The sequence below is a fragment of the Methanococcus voltae genome (assembly GCF_024807655.1).
GTDB lineage: Archaea > AGJL01 > Methanococci > Methanococcales > Methanococcaceae > Methanococcus > Methanococcus voltae_D.
In genome coordinates, this window is the sequence record NZ_JANUCR010000003.1 from 195,537 (window position 1) to 215,117 (window position 19,581).

General features: G+C 29.6%; 16 protein-coding genes. 7 read left to right on the plus strand and 9 right to left on the minus strand.

The window, feature by feature from the left end:
- Positions 1-665: 665 nt before the first annotated feature.
- The 5 genes from J3E06_RS05075 to J3E06_RS05095 form a co-directional block, all read right to left on the minus strand.
- Positions 666-1,118, minus strand: coding sequence for a beta-class carbonic anhydrase (locus J3E06_RS05075; protein WP_048187460.1), 453 nt, complete (start codon positions 1,116-1,118; stop codon positions 666-668).
- A 275-nt stretch (positions 1,119-1,393) separates the two neighbouring features.
- The gene (locus tag J3E06_RS08515) at positions 1,394-1,936 is read right to left on the minus strand and encodes a hypothetical protein (protein WP_013180208.1); all 543 of its coding nucleotides are present in this window, start codon (positions 1,934-1,936) and stop codon (positions 1,394-1,396) included.
- A 553-nt stretch (positions 1,937-2,489) separates the two neighbouring features.
- Complete coding sequence (locus tag J3E06_RS05085; RefSeq protein WP_013180209.1) at positions 2,490-3,317, minus strand: formate/nitrite transporter family protein; 828 nt, start codon at positions 3,315-3,317, stop codon at positions 2,490-2,492.
- Positions 3,318-4,194: 877 nt separating this feature from the next.
- On the minus strand, positions 4,195-4,446 hold the full coding sequence (locus J3E06_RS05090) for a selenium-binding protein (RefSeq protein WP_013180210.1): 252 nt from the start codon (positions 4,444-4,446) through the stop codon (positions 4,195-4,197).
- A 271-nt stretch (positions 4,447-4,717) separates the two neighbouring features.
- Positions 4,718-6,136 (minus strand): NAD(P)/FAD-dependent oxidoreductase, encoded by a 1,419-nt coding sequence (locus J3E06_RS05095; RefSeq protein WP_013180211.1) that lies wholly within the window; start codon positions 6,134-6,136, stop codon positions 4,718-4,720.
- Between the two features lie 290 nt (positions 6,137-6,426).
- On the opposite strand from J3E06_RS05095, the gene endA reads away from it, so the two are divergent.
- Entirely contained in the window at positions 6,427-6,975 is a 549-nt protein-coding gene (gene endA / locus J3E06_RS05100; protein WP_013180212.1) for a tRNA-intron lyase, read from the plus strand.
- A gap of 79 nt (positions 6,976-7,054) precedes the next feature.
- Entirely contained in the window at positions 7,055-8,239 is a 1,185-nt protein-coding gene (locus J3E06_RS05105; RefSeq protein ID WP_013180213.1) for an archaeosine biosynthesis radical SAM protein RaSEA, read from the plus strand.
- Positions 8,240-8,358: 119 nt separating this feature from the next.
- Here J3E06_RS05105 and J3E06_RS05110 read toward each other — a convergent pair whose 3' ends face one another.
- The 3 genes from J3E06_RS05110 to thiM form a co-directional block, all read right to left on the minus strand.
- Positions 8,359-9,996 carry a Na/Pi cotransporter family protein gene (locus J3E06_RS05110; protein WP_013180214.1) on the minus strand — a complete coding sequence of 546 codons (1,638 nt, stop codon included), beginning with the start codon at positions 9,994-9,996 and terminating at the stop codon, positions 8,359-8,361.
- 162 nt (positions 9,997-10,158) lie between these two features.
- Positions 10,159-10,779 carry a thiamine phosphate synthase gene (gene thiE, locus J3E06_RS05115; protein ID WP_013180215.1) on the minus strand — a complete coding sequence of 207 codons (621 nt, stop codon included), beginning with the start codon at positions 10,777-10,779 and terminating at the stop codon, positions 10,159-10,161.
- Positions 10,780-11,093: 314 nt separating this feature from the next.
- Positions 11,094-11,903 carry a hydroxyethylthiazole kinase gene (gene thiM / locus J3E06_RS05120; protein ID WP_013180216.1) on the minus strand — a complete coding sequence of 270 codons (810 nt, stop codon included), beginning with the start codon at positions 11,901-11,903 and terminating at the stop codon, positions 11,094-11,096.
- 396 nt (positions 11,904-12,299) lie between these two features.
- Between thiM and glnA the strand changes: the two genes are divergently transcribed.
- The 3 genes from glnA to J3E06_RS05135 all read left to right on the plus strand — a co-directional run bounded on the left by glnA (position 12,300) and on the right by J3E06_RS05135 (position 16,678).
- On the plus strand, positions 12,300-13,640 hold the full coding sequence (gene glnA / locus J3E06_RS05125; RefSeq protein WP_013180217.1) for a type I glutamate--ammonia ligase: 1,341 nt from the start codon (positions 12,300-12,302) through the stop codon (positions 13,638-13,640).
- Positions 13,641-13,869: 229 nt separating this feature from the next.
- Entirely contained in the window at positions 13,870-15,399 is a 1,530-nt protein-coding gene (cobQ, locus tag J3E06_RS05130; protein ID WP_013180218.1) for a cobyric acid synthase CobQ, read from the plus strand.
- A gap of 46 nt (positions 15,400-15,445) precedes the next feature.
- Entirely contained in the window at positions 15,446-16,678 is a 1,233-nt protein-coding gene (locus tag J3E06_RS05135; RefSeq protein ID WP_013180219.1) for a peptidase U32 family protein, read from the plus strand.
- A gap of 128 nt (positions 16,679-16,806) precedes the next feature.
- Here J3E06_RS05135 and hemB read toward each other — a convergent pair whose 3' ends face one another.
- The gene (gene hemB, locus J3E06_RS05140; RefSeq protein WP_013180220.1) at positions 16,807-17,784 is read right to left on the minus strand and encodes a porphobilinogen synthase; all 978 of its coding nucleotides are present in this window, start codon (positions 17,782-17,784) and stop codon (positions 16,807-16,809) included.
- A 287-nt stretch (positions 17,785-18,071) separates the two neighbouring features.
- Between hemB and J3E06_RS05145 the strand changes: the two genes are divergently transcribed.
- Complete coding sequence (locus J3E06_RS05145) at positions 18,072-18,644, plus strand: ATP-dependent Clp protease proteolytic subunit (protein ID WP_013180221.1); 573 nt, start codon at positions 18,072-18,074, stop codon at positions 18,642-18,644.
- A 335-nt stretch (positions 18,645-18,979) separates the two neighbouring features.
- Entirely contained in the window at positions 18,980-19,576 is a 597-nt protein-coding gene (locus tag J3E06_RS05150; protein ID WP_048187467.1) for a DUF106 domain-containing protein, read from the plus strand.
- Positions 19,577-19,581: the final 5 nt, after the last annotated feature.

Consider the following 19,581-nt stretch of genomic DNA (forward strand, 5'->3'; position numbering starts at 1 on the left):
TTCAGGATGTATAAATCAATAATTTACCCATAATGATTGTTTTTATATTTCAAAATGTACGTTTCGTTGTATTTGAAATGTATTTAAATTTTTTAAGATTTCTTTGTATTTAATGACTTATCGTTTTACATAAAATTTCAGGTTATTTTATGTAAAATTAAATTTTTGAATATTTTTACATATTTTTAGATTTGATATTTTACAAATCTTTTGAATTTACTAAATTTTTGAATATGTTATTATTTTAACTGTATTAAATAGTTTAATATTTTAACATCTTTGTGATTAACACATACATTGTTAGGCTCGTTATGTTTATGCTAATTTAGACATTAAATAGGACTACGCAACTTCTCATAAACTAAACTAATGGGTAGCTTATAATCAATTAACGAATAACTATTTAGTAAATTTACTTTGACTCTATGTTAATTTTAAAAGGTGTCCGCAAGCATAACGAGTCATTATACTGCATCATCCAGATTTCAAAATTAACACAAATTCATTTGAAATATCCGATTTTAAATATTTAATTTTAAATACTGATTATTAAAAAATTATTTAATGTTTTTTAAGTTCTTAAAAAGCTCTTCTCAAGTTTATAATGGAATTTAATTGGATTTACTGAAATTAACTAAATTAACTAAATTAATCAACTAATTTAATTAAATTAACTTTTTAATCTCGCCAGTGTTAATGTCAATCATAAGCCCTTCAACTTCCACATCTTTAGGAATTGCAGGGTGATTTTTGATTAATTCGACACCTTTCAACACGTTTTCTTCTTCGTTATCCATTTTACCCATCCAAGCTTCAAAGTCTGGCGTAAAGTATGGATTTACTCCTCTTTTAATCATTTCTTTTCTTATCTCTTCAATATCTGCTCCTGCCATTCCACAGTCGGTATGACCTACGATAGCTATCTTTTCAACATCTAAACAGTATATTGCAACTACTAACGACCTTAATACATCGTCTGTAATAATATTACCTGCGTTTTTGATGACTTTTGCGTCGCCTCTTTCTAAACCCATTTTTTCAGGTAAGAAATTTACGAGTCTTGTATCCATACAAGTTATTACTGCTAATTTCTTTTTCGGTTTGGCTTCTGCTCCGATAGTTTCACCTATACTCAATTTTTATAGAATTGTTAATGAACAATAAAAAATTAAAAAATTAAAAAATTGAAATATTGAAGAATATATTTTAAAATTTGAGATTTTACATAATACTTTAAACTATATATTAGAGAGGTTTATCAATGTTCAATGTCTTTTTTGCTAAAAGATAGCAATAATAAGGATATTAAAAATTTTGAAAAGTTAATTAATATATTTCTATATGTCTTGTTTATTTTTGATGAGTATACTAATTTACTAATTAGGCCAATTAATTAATAATGCTTAATTAACCCAATACCGTATATCTTAGGCTTCCACATTTTTGGAATACCAATGAACCCAAATAAATAATAATGTTTGGCAACTACACCATACAATTCTACAGTGTCGCCTTTTTTGATGTCTTCAGGAATCGGAGCTATTAAATTAGCGTAGATTTTCCCGGATTCATCTTTTAAACGTATAGTTGGCTTTGTAGATATCCCGTAGATAACTTTATCCAACGTTCCAACCAACTTTACTTTTTCATTTACTTTTTCCTTCGTTATTTCTGAAATGTTATATTCTTTTGTCGAATCGATGTATTGTGGCAGTAAATCGTCTGACAAACTTCTATTCATTTTAGAAACTTTCAAAGGAATTAAAGTTAAACCTAAGATGAATGGAATACATACTATGAATAGCCAGGGATTGTTTGACTGTATAGTTGCCCATACAGAAAATATTGTCCATATTATTAGAGAAGCTGTAGCTGAGGGTGTAGTTTTAGCGTGATATAGAATATTTTTGAAACTTAATCCTGCTCTTATATTCATAGTTTCACCTTAGATTTGAAATTAGGTTTATTTTAAAGTATTTTCGTATATTATATTTAAATTGGCGTATTTTACAAAATTATACAAATAATTTACAACATTTTATACAATTTATCAATTAAAAGTAATTAATAATTATAAATAAATAAAATGTAAAGATTCTACATTTCGTCGTAAAATCTATTTTGAGATATATCGAGAATATATTGTTTGGGAATATTTTTGGGAATATATTAGGAATATTTTGGGAAATGATTATTTAAAATATGCTTATTTTAGATTTATTAATTAAATACTGTAATATATAATTTTAACTTAATTTTTAAGTTAATTCTTAAGTTATTTTTTTATTCAACCCGTAATTATGAATATTTAATGAATAACTATAATCTTTATCATTTCCAAATCTAATTATCTAATTATTAAAGATAATTTGGGGATAATTAATAACTCTTTAGTAATCAAATTTAATTAGATTTAGAATTATCATTTTGGATAAGTACTAAATTAGTTAAATTTGTAAATTTTTAGATTGTTAGATGTAATTAAATTCTTAGATTTTTTTGCTGTATGCGTAGTGGTAAACCATAGCTACAAAGATAACTGCACCTAAGATATTACCAATGGTTACTGGAATAATATTCCACATCCACCAGTCAGCTACTGAAACACCAGCTCCTAACATCATACCAGCAGGTATGAAGTACATGTTAGCCACACAGTGCTCAAATCCAGTAGCAACGAAGGCCATGATTGGGAACCATATCATAATAACCTTACCGAGGATACTTGTAGCAGCCATTGAACCAATTACCGCTAAGTTAACTAACCAGTTACAACCGATACCTTTAAGCATTGCTGCTAACCAACCCATACCGCCTGCAGCCATATAAGGTAAAACCTTAGCTTCAGCTGTTGCGATAGCGCTTTGGCCGAATGCGTTAACTGTTGCTGCACCGGTTGTTTTGTCGAATGATTGTAATGGTCCGTAAGCCATTAAGAATGCGTATAATAATGAACCAATTAAGTTACCGAGGTAAACAAAAATCCATACTTTCATTAATTTTGAAAATGATGTTTTCTTTTGGAACATTGCAATTGGCAAGAGCATCATATCTCCAGTAACTAATTCCATACCGGTTAAGATGATTAAAACCAAACCAACAGGGAACACAGCTGCTGCCATAAATTTACCAAATCCTGCACCCATTGCTGCACCAATACCAGTACCTACAACAGTAGCAAGTCCACCGCCCATAGCAATATAGGCTCCGCCCATAATACCTCTTAAAAGAAGCTGGTCCATTGATAAATTACCTTTTGTTTGTCCTGCATTTCCTGCAATATCAGTCATTTTGTCAGGTGGGTTCATATCAACCATAATACTACCTCCAAATATAATAATACCGTTTTTAATTTAGATAATAACTATTTTAGGATATATTTATTAATTATTAAATATTAAATATTAAATATTTAATAGTTATTTAATAGTTATTTAACAATTATTTAACATTTTAATGGACGTATCCAATAGAGACACGTTATACCGTTAATATTCAATATTTATTTGACATATCATTGTGATTGTGTTAAATAAATTACATAATACTTAGATATTACTTACATATTGCAATTTATTAGTATGGTTCATTCACATATTGTCATAACTACCCTTCACAAAATATGTATTTTGTAGTTTGTGGTCTTGTGGTCTTGTGGGGTACTATCCTCACATATGTAAGTATAAATATAAATAGGTATCAGTTGAGTTCATATCAAAAACGTTATATAGTAGATATTTAAGCATTCTACCTTGTAATTTCATTAGATTGCATTATTAAAATAAGTAATATAATTTAGTTAACCATAGGATAATTTAATTGGGATTTTATTAAATTATGGGTCCATCTGCATAATGATAAATAATTTTAAATGTTTACAGTTGCTCAATTAATAAATCAAATGTAGTATTTAATAATTCTAATATGTAGTATATATTATTTACTCATATGAAAGTTTCCAATTAAAAATGTGATTTAAAAATAAAAATAATATAAATAAAATAAATAATATAAATAATATAAATAAAAATAAAAATTAAATTTATGTAAAATATAATATTTTATTAAACATAATTCAACTATTTTCTAATGTGTTAATGAATTTATGTAAATTAAATTATGCAATTAATATACAATATAACATTATTTAATAAAAATGTAAAGTATATATTTAATTATTTATTATCTCAATACTTAACCCATTACGAACTGTCCTTCGTCTGCTTTTACAGCGGTTCCGTATCCCATCAATTCGTTATCTGTATATACCAATGTAAATCCGATTAATGCAAATCCTTCTTTCTCTTTTACAAGTACTTCAAGAGCTTGTATAATTTCGTCAACATTTGCATTTTTTGAAGTAGCAGAAACTATGCCTAATGTGTATAGCTCCACCCCTGGAATTTGGTTGGCAGTAGTTATTATAAATGTATCTTCAAAAACCATTTTTTTACACCTTTGCTATATATACAGTACCCCTAAGACCATATTATATTTTTTAAAAGATTGTATATATAATTTTCCATATGGTTTTTTATTTAATATATTCGTTTAATACCCAAAATTAGCTTAATAAAACGTTAATATGTCCATTAATTAATAAAATAACTAAAAATTAAGAATAAAAAATAATAAAAAATAATAAAAAACTAAAAAAATAATTAAAAAATAGAAAATAAATTATTTGTTTTTATTGAGTATATCGAGTTTATTGAGTTTATTGATTTTTAATTTTTTCAAGAGTATTCTCTGCTGCTAAGAATAACGGGTCTACGACCATAGAAACTGGTGGAGCGTATGAAAATTCCATATTTGCCAATTCTTCGATAGTTATACCTTTACTAATAGCAATAGACATTGCATCGACTCTTTCAGCGACACGTTCTTCACCGATTGCCTGACAACCAATTACTCTGTTATCATATTTTTTAACGATTAATTTAATATATATTGGTTTTCCACCGGGGTAGTACCTTGCTCGAGATGCTGACTTTGTAATTGTTGTAATTACTTCAATATCATTCATATTTGCCCCGATTTCAGACATACCAGTTCCTGCAATTTCTAACTTACCGATTTTAGTTACATTACTGTTTAAAACTGGTTTTGAAACTGGTGCGTTTTTCATACCTGCGATATTTTTACCAACGACTTTAGCTTGCCTAACTGCGGTAGTACCAAATGGTGAAAGTGTTTGCCCATCGGTTATAGCATCAATTACTTCCACACAGTCCCCTACTGCATAGACGTTTTTAACACTTGTTTCCATAAGTTCGTTTGTTAAAACTGCCCATCTGCCAATTTCACAGCCTGCTTTTTGAGCAAGTGCAATATTTGACCTTACACCGGTTGACATAATTACCATTTGTGCTTCGATTGTATCTTCGCCAACCATTACACCACAAACAGCGCCATTTTTGTCTGCTACGATTTTACCGACTGGTTTTTCGAGTATGATATTTAATTTAGCATCCTCGGAAGCGTTTTCCTCTTCAAGATAATCCTGAACGATTTTTGCCATATCTGGGTCTAATGCTCTTGGGAATATTTGAGGAACCATTTCTATAACTGTTGTATCGATACCGATTTCTTTTAAACAGTACGCCATTTCCATACCGATAGCACCAGCACCAGCCACCACAACCTTTTTAACGCCGTTTTCATTGATATAATTTTGAATATCCATTCCATCTTGGATTGTTCTTACTTTAAATACACCTTTAGAGTTTACACCGTCAATTGGTGGTATAAATGGAGTTCCACCGGTTGCAAGAACTAATTTATCGTATTTTATTTCCGTGGTTTCTTCTTCGGAATTTTCATTATTATCTTTATTACTATCTTTATTATTATTTATTTTTTTGTAAATAACTGTTTTTTTATCAGCATTTATGTCAACTACTTCAGAATTAATGAGAATTTCTACGTTTTTCTTTGCATAATCTTCCGGACCGTGCATAACGATTGATTCAAAGTCTTTAATCTCTTTGCCAATTACGTATGGTATTGCACAAGGGGAGTATGCGATATAGTTTTCCTGCGTTAATACGGTTATTTCAATGTCTGAATTGTATTTCCTAATTGTAGATGCAGTTGTTAAGCCTGCTGCACCAGTTCCTATAATTAAAACTTTCATAATATAGCCTTCATAATATTTTCATAATATTTTCGTGATGATTATAATTATTATATAGATTATTTTTATCTTTGTGGATTAATAATCAACGATTTCAATAATTTCGATGATTTCAATAATAACTAAGAATATATACTATATAATACTAATTTAGATTAATAATACTGTTTCATACTTTAAATAATTTTACAATGTGTATATAACAATATAATAAAATATTATTTTTATAAAAAGAATAATCAAATAATCAATTTAAATATGTTATAAAAATTAATAAAACACGTGATAACATGGCGAAAAAAAAGGTTAAAAAAACCTCATCAGCAAAATTAGTAGATGATAGGATTTTAGTACACGATAGGAACGCAATTTCAAGATTAAATGAAAAACGATACGGAGAATTGCACGACAATTTTTTATCACTATCACTCGTAGAAGGATTATATCTTACATATAAAGAATGGATAGTCGTATCAAAAGGAAATAAAAAAGATGGATATACAAAAATTGATTTTGAGGAATTATTTGAACTTGTAAATGAAATAAATCCTAAATTATGCTCTAAATATCTTGTATACAGGGATTTGAGGACAAGAGGTTATACTGTTAGAACTGGTTTAAAATACGGTTCAGACTTTAGACTCTATGAAAGAAACAACATTGATGAAATACACTCAAAATATCTTGTAAAAGTGTTTACCGAAGAAATGCCTTGCGAACTTTCGGAAATGACTGGATTTGTAAGAGTTGCACATTCTGTTAAGAAACAGCTTATTGTAGCAATATTAGATGCTGATGGAAGTGTAGTTTATTATAATATGGGATATTTAAGACTTTAAAACTTAAAAAATTAATAATAATAATAAATTATAATAATTAAAAAAATAAAAATAAAAAGTAAAACAGCAATAGGGTAAAATGATGAAATTTATTAATATTGAAGAAATGGAAAAATTTTTAAAAGAAAATAGGGCAAGACAATTAAGAAAAAGAAGAGAAGTAGACCCTGATAGAGCAATTGCAACGTGGATACAAGACGATATATTTGTAGACCAAACGATGGGAAACAGTTTTACAATTATCTTGCGAACAAAAGGGTGTAAATGGGCTTACGTGAGCGGTGGCTGTACAATGTGCAGTTATTTAATGGACGCCTCACCTGTCGAAATAACCACGGAAAATATAATAAATCAATTTACAAAAGCTCTTGAAAGAAATTTAAATATTAAGGAAGATGCAACTGATGAAGAAAAAGCTGAAAACATCAAATCACTTAACAAAAAATTCAAAAAAGGGTTTTCAATTAAGATGTTTACGTCAGGAAGCTTTTTAGATGAGTTCGAGATTACAAAGGATGCTCAAAAATACATCTTTAGTAAAATTTATGAATTGAGGGAAATGGGTTATAATATAAAAGAAGTAGCTATTGAATCACGTGCTGAATTTATAAATGATGAAGATATGAAATTTATAAGAGACAATCTTAAAGACATAAATATCGAGATAGGTGTCGGTATCGAGTCATTTAACGAACAAATAAGGAATATAGCGATACATAAAGGTGTTGCAACTGAAACAATCTATAAAGCTTTTGAAGTGGCTAAAAAATACAATGTAGGTATGAAATGCTATATTTTAATAAAACCGCCTTTTATTACAGAGCAAGATGCAATAAACGATGCGATAGCTTCAGCAAACAAATGTATTGAATTAGGTAGTAGTAGAATTTCATTCTGTCCAGCTTCAATTCATAAAGGGACAATTATTGAAATGTTATGGAAAAAGAACCAGTACAGACCGCCATATTTGTTAAGTCTCTTGAAAATAGTAAAAGATGTAAAGAAAGCACATCCTGAAGCTTTGGTAATGTGTGATACATCAGGTATACCTTCAAAAAGAGGAGCTCATAATATATTAGATTGTGAATGTAATTCAAAAATTAAGGAAATTTTAGGTGATTTCACAATTACACAAGATATTGAACTTTTGGATTATGAAAATGGACAATATGATTGTTGTAAAGAAAAATGGGAAGAATTTATTAAATTTGAAAATAATAATTACGTCCCTATTGGCGATGAAAAATTGATATTAAATAATTAAAAAAGAAATATGTTATTTTTATTAATTATTTATTTTATTTTATATTTATTATTCTTTATTTTTTTATTTTATATTTATTATTCTTTATTTTTTATTGTTATTTTTTATTGTTATTTTTATTAATTTCCGTGTACTGCTTCCCTAACTGATTTAGCAATGTTTGAAGAGTGGTCTGAAATTCTTTCAAAGTAGCTGATTACATCTAAAAATACAATTCCTGCTTTAGGACTGCACTGTTTTAATTTAAGCCTTTTAATATGTTTTTTACGGTATGATTTTTCTAATTTATCCACTTCGTTTTCTAAATAGATTACTTCCTCAATTACCTCTAAACGGGTAGATTTGTATGCATCCATAGTCCTTGCATAGGTTGATACTATCATATCGTACATTTCATTTAAATCCTTAACAGCATCTTCACTAAATGAAAGGTTTTCATCAATCATATACTGAGCTTTTTCAGCAATTTCCTCTGCAATGTCTCCGATTCTTTCCAAATCGGTAACTGTACTTGTAAGGACTGAAATTTTAGCGTGCTGTTCGTCTGATAAACTCTTATTTGATAATTCTATGAGGTTAACAGTTAATTCGTGAGCCATATAATCGATTACTTTTTCCTTTCTTCTCACTTTTTCGACTAATTTCTCATCCTTATTCATTAACGCTTCCATTGCATAATCGATATTACTACCAACAGTTTTACCCATTCTAAGAACTTCCTTAGAAATCAAAAGTAAACCGATAGAAGGTGTTTCCTCAACGATACGTTTATCTACATACTTCATTGGCTTCATTTCTCTCTCATCTTCTTGTATTGGGAGTATCTTTTCAGCAACATATACGAAATAGCCTGCAAAAGGCAACAACATTAATGTGTTTGCAACGTTAAATAACGTGTGAGCGTTTGCGATTTGTCTTTGTATGTCTGTAGAACTTAAACTTTGTATAATGGTTATAATCGGCGTAATGTAGATTAAAATCATAAATATTGAAGTACCTATTAAATTAAACAACAAGTGCATAATTGCCGCTCTTTTAGCGTTTCTACTTGCCCCAATACTAGAAAGGATTGCTGTAACACAAGTACCAATGTTTTGACCGAAAATTATCGGGAATGCGACTTCTAAGCTCATACCACCTGAAGCTGCAACTGCTAAAAGCAAACCTGTTGTTGCACTACTACTTTGAAGAATTACCGTAATGATAAAACCTACAAAAATACCTAAAAATGGATTTTCTAAGCCCATTAACATTTCTTCAAATGCAGGAGTACCCGCTAAAGGTTTTAAAACTGCTGACATCATTGCCATACCTAAGAACAGTATACCAAAACCGATTAAAACTTCCGCAGTATCTAAGTGCTTTCTTTTCTTTGAAGCAAGATATAATGCAACCCCTGAAGCTACAATTAAAGGAGCTACGTGTGTTAATTTAAATGCCACTAATTGGGCAGTTACGGTAGTACCAATATTTGCACCCATAATAACACCGATAGCTTGGTAAAGAGTCATTAATGAAGCGTTAACAAAACCAACAACCATAACGGTGGTAGCACTACTACTTTGAATAATCATAGTAACTACAGCACCCACTAAAACGCCCATATACTTATTTTTGGTAAGTACTTCTATCATTTTTTTAAGTCGGTCTCCAGCAACCTTTTGAAGACCATTGCCCATTAAAGTCATACCGTACAAAAATAAGGCAAGACCTCCGACAACTCCTGCTATAGTTTCAAACAAAGCACTTTCAAACATGAACGATTACCTCGAGGTATCAAATTCGATTTTTTGTGAATTTACATATATACGTAATATACGTAATATACATAATATACATAATATACATATATTTAGGAAATAATGTTTTAAATACTATTTTTAAAGAAGATATATTTTTTATTTGAATATCTTTATCATTTAAATATATTTATCAATTATATTTCTCATTTCTTTTGAAGAATTTACAATATTATTGGAGTTTAAAATTGCGGAAATCACTGCAAGTCCTTGAATATCGCAATTAAGCACATCTTCACAATTTTGATGATTAATACCACCAATCGCCACAATTGGAATATTAACTGATTTTGAAATGTTTTTCAATCCTTCGACACCCAAATAACGAGCATCTAACTTGGTATTTGTTGAATAAACTGCACCTACGCCTAAATAATCAGCACCTGCATTTATCCCGTAATTAGCTTCCTCAAGATTATATGCGGAAGAACCTATTATTAACTCTGGTGCCATCTCTTTTACATATTCTACAGGCATATCATCCATACCAACGTGTATACCGTCAGCGTCAGAAGCCATTGCAATATCTAACCTGTCGTTTACAAAAAAGAGAGCATCATAATCTCTTGTCAACTTTCTTAAATCTTTAGCAGTATCTAAAAAATGCCTTGTAGATACATCTTTTAATCGCAATTGTATCGAAGTAGCGCCTCCTTCTAACGCTTGTTTAACTTGCTCTACTTCTTTACCAAAACGACTATCTGTTATCACATATAATTTTAGTTTTTTATCAAATCTCATAGTTGCACATAGTTATTTTATTAATATTCAACACCATATTAACTGATATTAATAATCTATTTTAAACCTTATTTTATATATAGTTAATTTTAACCATTTTAAAAATATTTATTTAATTAAATATCACAAAGATGGAATTGTAATTCTCAAAATATGAAATTAATTACTCTTTTAAGATAAATGGTATTTTAAGTATATATAATTTACTGTAAAGTAATAATAAAAATAAAATAAAATAAAAAATAAAAATTGTAAATTATAGTATTCCATATATCATAGATATTTTAATATTTTAATATTTTAGATTTTAGATTTTAGATTTTATGATGTTCAATTTTCATACCTGTTTTTAATACGTCTTCATTCGTCAAATAAAGCCAATCGTACATTTTTACGTTAAAACTACCAGGATACGGAGCTTCAGAATATGCTTTTTCAGCACATAATCCGTATGTTGATAAAGCTGAAGCAACAGCTTTTGGAGTTCTTTCAACGGTTAAAAATGCGCCGATTACACAAGTGCTTGCACAACCTGTTCCGGTAATCCTTCCCAACATTTCATGACCGTTTTTAACTGCAAAATACTCATTATTTGCTTTATTCGCAACATAATCAATTTTTCCGGTGATTGCAACAGTAGTATTAAACTCTTTTGAAGCATTTAAACAAGTTTCAAGTGCTTCTTTTGAATCACATTCTGCACTATCTACACCTCTTGTTTTACCGTGTTCTCCCAAAAGTGCGGTTATTTCTCCAAAATTACCCCTAAGGGTTGTAATATTGCCCATATCTAATAATTCGAGTGCAAGATTTGTTCTTAATTTTGTAGCTCCTGCACCTACTGGGTCAATAATTATTGGCTTATCTAATTCAGTAGCAATTTTTACGGCTTTTTTCATAGATGGTATCCAATATTCGTCGAGTGTACCAATGTTTATAACTAAACTACTGGCTATCGCAACCATTTCATCTAATTCATCTTTTGCGTGTGCCATTACTGGAGAAGCACCTAATGCAAGTAATGCGTTAGCTGTGGAGTTCATAACTACGTAATTTGTAATACTTTGAACCAATGGATTTATTTCCCGTACTTTTTTTAAATACTCGTAATAATTTAAACTCATAATATCCCTTTTATCCCGTTTTATTCGTTATTTATTGTCATATGTTGTTATGTATTAGTATTTATTGTTATTTTTAAGAAGTGATTATTTAACACTTGTTTTTAAGTTATTATATTATTTATATGTATTGTATATTTGTCATTATTATTAATTATAAATTATAAGATATAAATTATAAATTATTAATTATAAGTAAAATAACAAAATATTATTTGTGAAAAACAAAATTACGACGTAAGTTATATATAGTGTATCGGAAATATATTTCCGATAGAATTAAATATCATAAGTACTAATTAACCACTAATAAACTAAATAATATTATAAACTAATAATTAATATAAAATAATAATTAATATAAAATAAAAAAACGAGATATGCAACGGGAGGCAAAGTATGACTTCACTTGAGATGGCATTGGAGTACATCAAAATAAACAACGTGAAATTTTTAAGATTTCAATTTGTAGACATACACGGAGAACCTAAAAACATAGCATACCCTGTAAAATTAGGAACAGCAGACGGCGAAGAAGAATTATTGGGCGTTTTAGAAAACGGTCTTTTCTTTGATGGTTCATCAATTGAAGGATTTGTGGAAATTGAAGATTCAGATATGGTTTTAAAACCTGACTTATCAACATTATCAGTTTTACCTTGGAGACCATCTGAAAAATCAGTTGCAAGAATAATCTGTGATGTATACAGGAAAAACGGAAAACCATTCGAAGGAGACCCAAGAGGTTGCTTGAAAAGAGTTTTAGGAGAATTTAAAGAAGAATTCAAAGGGGAGTACTTTGTAGGTCCAGAACCAGAATTCTTTATCTTAAAAAACGAGAATGGCAAATGGGTTCCAGGAGACAATGCAGGATACTTTGATTTAGAACCTGTTGACGAAGGAAACGATTTAAGAAGAAATATCGTATTTGCGTTGGAAAACTTAGGTTTCCACGTTGAAGCTTCCCACCACGAAGTAGCAGATGGTCAGCACGAAGTTGACTTTAAATACGACAACGCTGTAAGAACAGCGGACAGTGTGGTAACATTTAAAACTACAATTAAAACACTCGCAAAACAAAGCGGTTCAGTTGCTACATTCATGCCTAAACCATTCTTTGGTATTAACGGAAGCGGTATGCACTGTAATCAAAGTATCTGGTTAGACGGTAAACCATCATTCTATGATGAAAACAACCCATACCAGTTAAGCGATATCTGTTTAAGCTACATTGGCGGTATCTTAGAACATACAAAATCACTTGTGTCAATTACAAACCCAACAGTAAACTCATACAAGAGATTAGTACCTGGATACGAAGCACCTGTAAACATTGCGTGGGCAAACAGCAACAGAAGTTCCATTATTAGAGTTCCAGCTGCAAGAGGAAAAGGTACAAGAGTTGAATTCAGAGCTCCTGACCCAACTTGCAACCCATACTTAGCATTTACAGTTATGTTAGCTGCAGGTCTCGACGGTGTGAGAAAGAAATTAATTGCACCTGAACCAGTTGAAGAGAACATCTTTGCAATGTCAGAAGCACAAAAAAGAGATGCAAACATCGCTTCAGTTCCATCAAACTTATGCGAAGCTATTGAAGAATTAAAACAAGACAAAGTACTTAAAAAAGCACTTGGAGACCACATCTTCAATAAGTTCATTGAAATTAAAACACAAGAATGGGATTCATACAGAACTGCTGTCACAGATTGGGAATTCAATAAATACGTGAAATTCTAAGGATATAGGTATAAACATATATTCCTTTATTTCTTTTTTAACTTACATAATGATTTTATTTTTTTAAATTTGATTTATTTTTATTCATATCTTTTAATAAAAATTATAAAATTATATATACTATTTTTTACTAATTTGATTAATATTTGATTAATAAAACAATTTGATAAAGGTTAATTCAGTCAAAAATTAATTTATTTACGAAATTATAAAAAATTAGGGTGTAAGAATGGCAAAATTTATAATGGTTGCAGGAACGGCCTCAAATAGTGGTAAAACAGTTATGGTATCGGGTATTTGTAGAATGCTTGCCAATAAAGGCTATAAAGTAGCCCCATTTAAATCACAAAATATGAGTTTAAATTCACGTGTGAGCAAAGAAAACGGTGAAATTGCAGTGGCTCAATATACTCAGTCTGTTGCGGCAAAAGTTGAACCTTCAATCCATTTTAACCCAGTACTCTTAAAACCAAAAGGGAATTTTATTTCGCAAATTATAACACAAGGTAAACCTTATAAAAACCTTGATTATAACGAATATAGGTATGAAAAAGACTTTTTCATTGGAAAAATAAAAGAAAGTCTTGAATATTTGGATAAAAATTACGATTATGTAATTATGGAGGGTGCAGGTAGCTGTTGTGAAATTAATCTATTAGATGACGATATAGCTAACTTAAGGGTTGCTGAAATGGCAAATGCCGACGTACTTTTAGTTTCCGATATAGATAGGGGCGGTGTGTTCGCATCTCTCTACGGTACTGTTGAACTTTTGCCCGAAAATTGGAGAAAACTCATAAAAGGCTTTATCATAAACAAATTTAGGGGAAATGCTGACGTTTTAACAGATGGTTTCAAAAAAATAACCGAGCTAACAAATATCGAAGTTGCAGGTCTTATCCCATATGATGAAAGTTTGATATTACCTGAAGAAGATAGTCAAGCTATACAGTCTAAAAAAGTATTTGGAAATATGCGCAGCCCTATTGAGATAAACGTACTAAAATTCTCGAAAATAGCGAATTTTACAGACGTAGATGCACTTTCTACAGATGCAAGGATTAAATTTATAGATTTCGATGAGGATATAACCGGAGATATGTTAATTTTACCGGGGACACGATGTTCTACATTGGAAATGGATAAACTAAATAATAGTGGAATGAATGAAAAAATAAAGGAATATGTTAACACTGGTGGGATTTTGTTGGGTATCTGTGGGGGATATCAAATAATGGGCACTAAATTAGTTGATGAGGATAATGTAGAGTCTGAAATAGGTACTATTAACGGTTTGGGTCTTTTTGACGTAATTACAGAATTTAAATCCGAAAATAAAAAGGTAATTAAGAATTCCAAAGGAACTTTATATATTAAAAGTCCTGAAAACGAAAATACAGTTAGTTTTGAAGTAGAAGGCTATGAATTACACGAAGGAATTACACAAGTTAGTGAATTCAGCGATTCAGAAGAATGCGAATTAATAAGACTATCTGAGGGTTTTGGGAATAATGGCAAAGGATTTGACGGTATGGTTAAATCAGACGATAAATCATTGTTAATAGGTACTTATTTCCACAGTATATTAGATAATAAAGAATTTAAAAATTATTTATTAAATTTAATTATAAAAAGAAATAATTATAATTACACATTGTCAACTAAATCGTCAGAAGATGTATTCGATGAAAATTTGGACAAATTGGCAAAAATAATTGAAAATAACATAAAATATGATTTTGAAGGCATTAAAAACTAAATTAAACTAAATTAAACTAAAATAAAATAAAATAATTAGGGATACTATGGATAAAAACATTAAAAAAAGCGTAGAATTATTATCTCCTGCAAGAGACCTATCTGGATTAATTACTGCATATAATAACGGTGCTGACGCAGTATATTGCGGATTAAAAGAGCTTAGTATGCGTGCAACCACGAAAAACTTTGAAAGAGACGAACTTATTCGAGGCGTAAAAATAGCACAGGAAAACGATAAAAAAGTATACCTATGTACGAATACCGTTTTATATGAAAAAGACCTACAAAAAGCACTTGAAATATTAGACTTTGCGAAATCTGCGGAAGTTAACGCCGTAATAGTAAGTGATTTAGGACTTATGCAAGAAGCAAAAGAAATGGGACTCGAAGCACACGTTAGTGTACAAAATAACATCACAAATTCACTTTCTGCAAAATTCTTCTCAAAATTTGCCGATAGGGTGGTATTATCAAGAGAATTGAGTTTAAATCAAATAAAAGAAATAAAAAATAATCTTAATGCTCAGAAGATTAATTTAGAACTTGAAGGATTTGTTCACGGTGCTCTATGTGTTGCTATGAGTGGAAGATGCTTCTTAAGTTCTTATCTATTCAATAGGCACGCTAATTGTGGAGATTGTCTACAACCTTGCCGTAGAAATTGGAAATTAGTAAATGAACATTCGGACGGTACGCACGAATTAATCTGTGAAGGTAAATATTTATTGTCCCCTAAAGATTTATGTACTATTGAGTATGTACCAGAGCTTATGGACGTATTTAACTGCTTTAAAATTGAAGGTAGGGCTAAAAACCTTGATTATGTAATGAAAGCTACTAAAATATATCGGGAAGCTATTGATTCAACGTATGACGGCACCTACTTGGAAAAAATCCCGTATTTTAAGAAAGAGCTTCAAAAAATATATAACCGTGAATATGACACAGGATTCTACTTTAGGGATACTTGTAATGCCTCTCACGATTTACAGTACGAAATAGAAGGTAATGCCTCACCTTATCGAAAAATTGAAGCTGGAAAAGTTGTAAATTACTATAAAAAGGTCGGAGTTGCCGAAATTAGTTTAATGAACGATATTGAAAACGGAGATGAGCTAATAATAACTGGTGAAACTACGGGTTGTGTTGAGCAAGTTGTTAAATCAATGCAAATTGAGGGAACAATTGTTGAAAAAGCTTTGAAAGGTCAAAATGTCGGTTTAAAAATCGACAATCTCGTGAGGGAAAATGATAGAGTATTTTTATTAAAAAAATAAGATAATAAAGATATTTAAATTAAATCTTTATTTTTTATTATTATCTTATTATTATTATTATTATTATTACTTTATTATCTTATTATTTTATTATCTTATTATTTTATTATCTTATTATTTTATTTTTATTACTTATTTAACCATTCAGCAACTTCTTTTGCCCAATAAGTGATTATGAAATCTGCTCCTGCTCTTTTAATACATAAAAGTGTTTCTATTATTGTTTTTTGTCTATCCAACCATCCGTTTTGAGCTGCTGCTTCAACCATTGAATACTCACCACTTACACAATAGCCACCAATTGGTATATTGTAATTGTCTTTTGCAAGTCTTATGATGTCTAAATAAGGTAAAGCTGGTTTTATAAGCAATAAATCTGCTCCTTCTTCGATATCGAGTTCTATTTCTCTAAGTGCTTCTTTTGAATTAGCTACATCCATTTGATAAGCTTTCCTATCCCCAAATTGTGGTGCACTATCTGCTGCGTCCCTAAAAGGTCCATAGAACGCTGACGCATACTTTGCTGAATAACTCATAATTGAAACGTTTTTATAGTTATTTTCTTCGAGAGTCTTACGAATTTCGTATACTCTGCCGTCCATCATATCTGAGGGGGCTACAATATCCACGCCAGCTTTTGCATAAGAAAGTGCTATTTTAGCCAAAATAGGGAGTGTTTCGTCATTTAAAACTTCCCCATCTTCTGCGATTATACCACAATGTCCATGACTCGTGTATTCGCACATACAAACGTCCGCAATTATAATTAAATCGTCATTTAATTTTTCTTTTACGTTTCGTATTACTTTTTGAACTCCGCCGTTATCGTCATAACCTGAAGAAGCTATTTCATCTTTTTCTTTTGGAATACCAAATAAAATAACTGCAGGAACGCCTAATTTAGCTATTTCTTCACATTCTTTAACTGCTGTGTTTATTCCAAATCTATATTGATTAGGCATTGATTTTATTGGCGTTTTTTCATCATCATTTAATGTTTCGTCAATAAATACCGGCATTATTAAATCATTTACTTTTAAATCATTTTCCCTAACTAAATCTCTAATTTTTTGAGTCTTTCTCAATCTTCTTGGCCTAATTATCATAAAATCACCGAATTAATTATTATATTAACTTTATAGCGTATTATTTTATTATTTTATTATTTTATAATTATTAGTATTACTTTATAATTATTTTATTATTTTATTATTTTATTTAACTTTAGTTTTAGAGTATATAAATTACATTATATGGTTATTATGCAGGACTTTATATATATTTGAAATTATAAACTAATATACATTTAGTAATAAAATTAGAATAATATGACAAATTATAACTATAAATATTAAATAAATTATTATAAATTACATTGTTTTGAGGTTAAAATATGAGAATGAATTCTGTTGATAATGAGGATAAAGAAGTGGTTATACGATTTATGCGACCTGTTGACCAAAATTCAATCACTTCACTAATTACAGCTATTGATAAAGAAATGAGTAGCGGAGTATATCGGTTTAAATTGCTTATTTCATCACCCGGGGGTGATGTAACAGCAGGATTAAGCGCATATAATTATTTAAAGGGAATACCTGCTTATGTAACAACCCATAATTTTGGTAGTGTTGATTCTATTGGTATTGTAATATTCTGCGCCGGTCAAGAACGATATGCTTCACCACAATCAAGGTTTTTAATCCACGATGTAAGGTCAGTTTTTAGTAGTACATCTAATTTAGGCGAAAAAGATATCGAAGAACGTTTAAAATCATTAAAAGTAGATATGGAAAATATTTCAAAGGTTATATCTTCAAATAGTAATTTAGAAGCTTCCCAAATCCAGGAGTTTATGCTCGAAAGAACTACGTTAAATCCAGAAGAAGCGGTTAATATGGGATTAATAACTGAAATACGTTCTGAATTGTATTCCAAAAGAAGTAAAATAATATCTATACACTGAAATATCTACACTTGCATAATTGCATTATATTATGCAAATTATTGCATAATCAAATTTTTATTAAAATTTATTACTATTTTATTAAGAAATTATAACATTGTAATTCAAAATCTATAAATATAATAAAAAGTTTAATATCTTTAAAGATTTAAAGATTATAGGTATTGGTACGATTACGACAATTTAAGATTATTAAAATTATTAAAGTTAATAAGCTTATTATAAATTGGTAAGTTGGATATACTTTAAAATTTAATCAAATAGGTTATGTATTATTAGACAATAAATTTATAAAATTTACAATGAGGAAAATTATGTTTGAATTTATTACTTCAATTTTTGATAGTATATGGAATGCGTTTATAGGGGCAATGAACATTGTATTTTTGCCTTTGGTAAATAGCATGGACCCTGCGCTATTTATTTTAGCAACTGCATTCATAGTATCATTTATCATCAATTTAGCAACTAAATTTTTGGTTAACCAAGATAGAATGGCCGAAATAAAAGAAGAGATGCAGGCTTTCCAGAAAAAAGCAAAAGCTGCGGGAAGAGACCCTGAACAGATGCAAGCATTACAAGCTGAACAGATGAAAATGATGGGAACTCAAATGGAAATGATGAAAATGAGTTTTAAACCTATGATTTACACCTGGGTTCCAATTATTGCAATATTTGCTTATTTAAGATACATTTTTGATGTAAATGGAGTTTATCATTTAGCAAATCCTGAGTGGAACGGTGCAATTGTACAATTACCGGTAATCATCTCAAAAATATTATTTATTGATATTTGGCATTGGATAGGTGGTATATTCTATAGGGGAGGCTTTGAAATAATTTCTGGAGCAGTATTGGGCTGGTTAGGCTGGTATATCCTCTGTTCAATGGGTACATCTATGTTATTAAGGAAACTTATGGGAATTAAATAATAAAA

Excerpts from the sequence above, each read along its gene's own strand:
- J3E06_RS08515 (WP_013180208.1), bottom strand. The coding sequence starts at position 1,936 with ATGAATATAAGAGCAGGATTAAGTTTCAAAAATATTCTATATCACGCT.
- hemB (WP_013180220.1), bottom strand. The coding sequence starts at position 17,784 with ATGATAATTAGGCCAAGAAGATTGAGAAAGACTCAAAAAATTAGAGAT.
- thiM (WP_013180216.1), bottom strand. The coding sequence starts at position 11,903 with ATGAGTTTAAATTATTACGAGTATTTAAAAAAAGTACGGGAAATAAAT.
- J3E06_RS05105 (WP_013180213.1), top strand. The coding sequence starts at position 7,055 with ATGATGAAATTTATTAATATTGAAGAAATGGAAAAATTTTTAAAAGAA.
- J3E06_RS05110 (WP_013180214.1), bottom strand. The coding sequence starts at position 9,996 with ATGTTTGAAAGTGCTTTGTTTGAAACTATAGCAGGAGTTGTCGGAGGT.
- J3E06_RS05085 (WP_013180209.1), bottom strand. The coding sequence starts at position 3,317 with ATGGTTGATATGAACCCACCTGACAAAATGACTGATATTGCAGGAAAT.
- thiE (WP_013180215.1), bottom strand. The coding sequence starts at position 10,779 with ATGAGATTTGATAAAAAACTAAAATTATATGTGATAACAGATAGTCGT.
- glnA (WP_013180217.1), top strand. The coding sequence starts at position 12,300 with ATGACTTCACTTGAGATGGCATTGGAGTACATCAAAATAAACAACGTG.
- endA (WP_013180212.1), top strand. The coding sequence starts at position 6,427 with ATGGCGAAAAAAAAGGTTAAAAAAACCTCATCAGCAAAATTAGTAGAT.
- J3E06_RS05135 (WP_013180219.1), top strand. The coding sequence starts at position 15,446 with ATGGATAAAAACATTAAAAAAAGCGTAGAATTATTATCTCCTGCAAGA.
- J3E06_RS05145 (WP_013180221.1), top strand. The coding sequence starts at position 18,072 with ATGAGAATGAATTCTGTTGATAATGAGGATAAAGAAGTGGTTATACGA.
- cobQ (WP_013180218.1), top strand. The coding sequence starts at position 13,870 with ATGGCAAAATTTATAATGGTTGCAGGAACGGCCTCAAATAGTGGTAAA.
- J3E06_RS05095 (WP_013180211.1), bottom strand. The coding sequence starts at position 6,136 with ATGAAAGTTTTAATTATAGGAACTGGTGCAGCAGGCTTAACAACTGCA.
- J3E06_RS05090 (WP_013180210.1), bottom strand. The coding sequence starts at position 4,446 with ATGGTTTTTGAAGATACATTTATAATAACTACTGCCAACCAAATTCCA.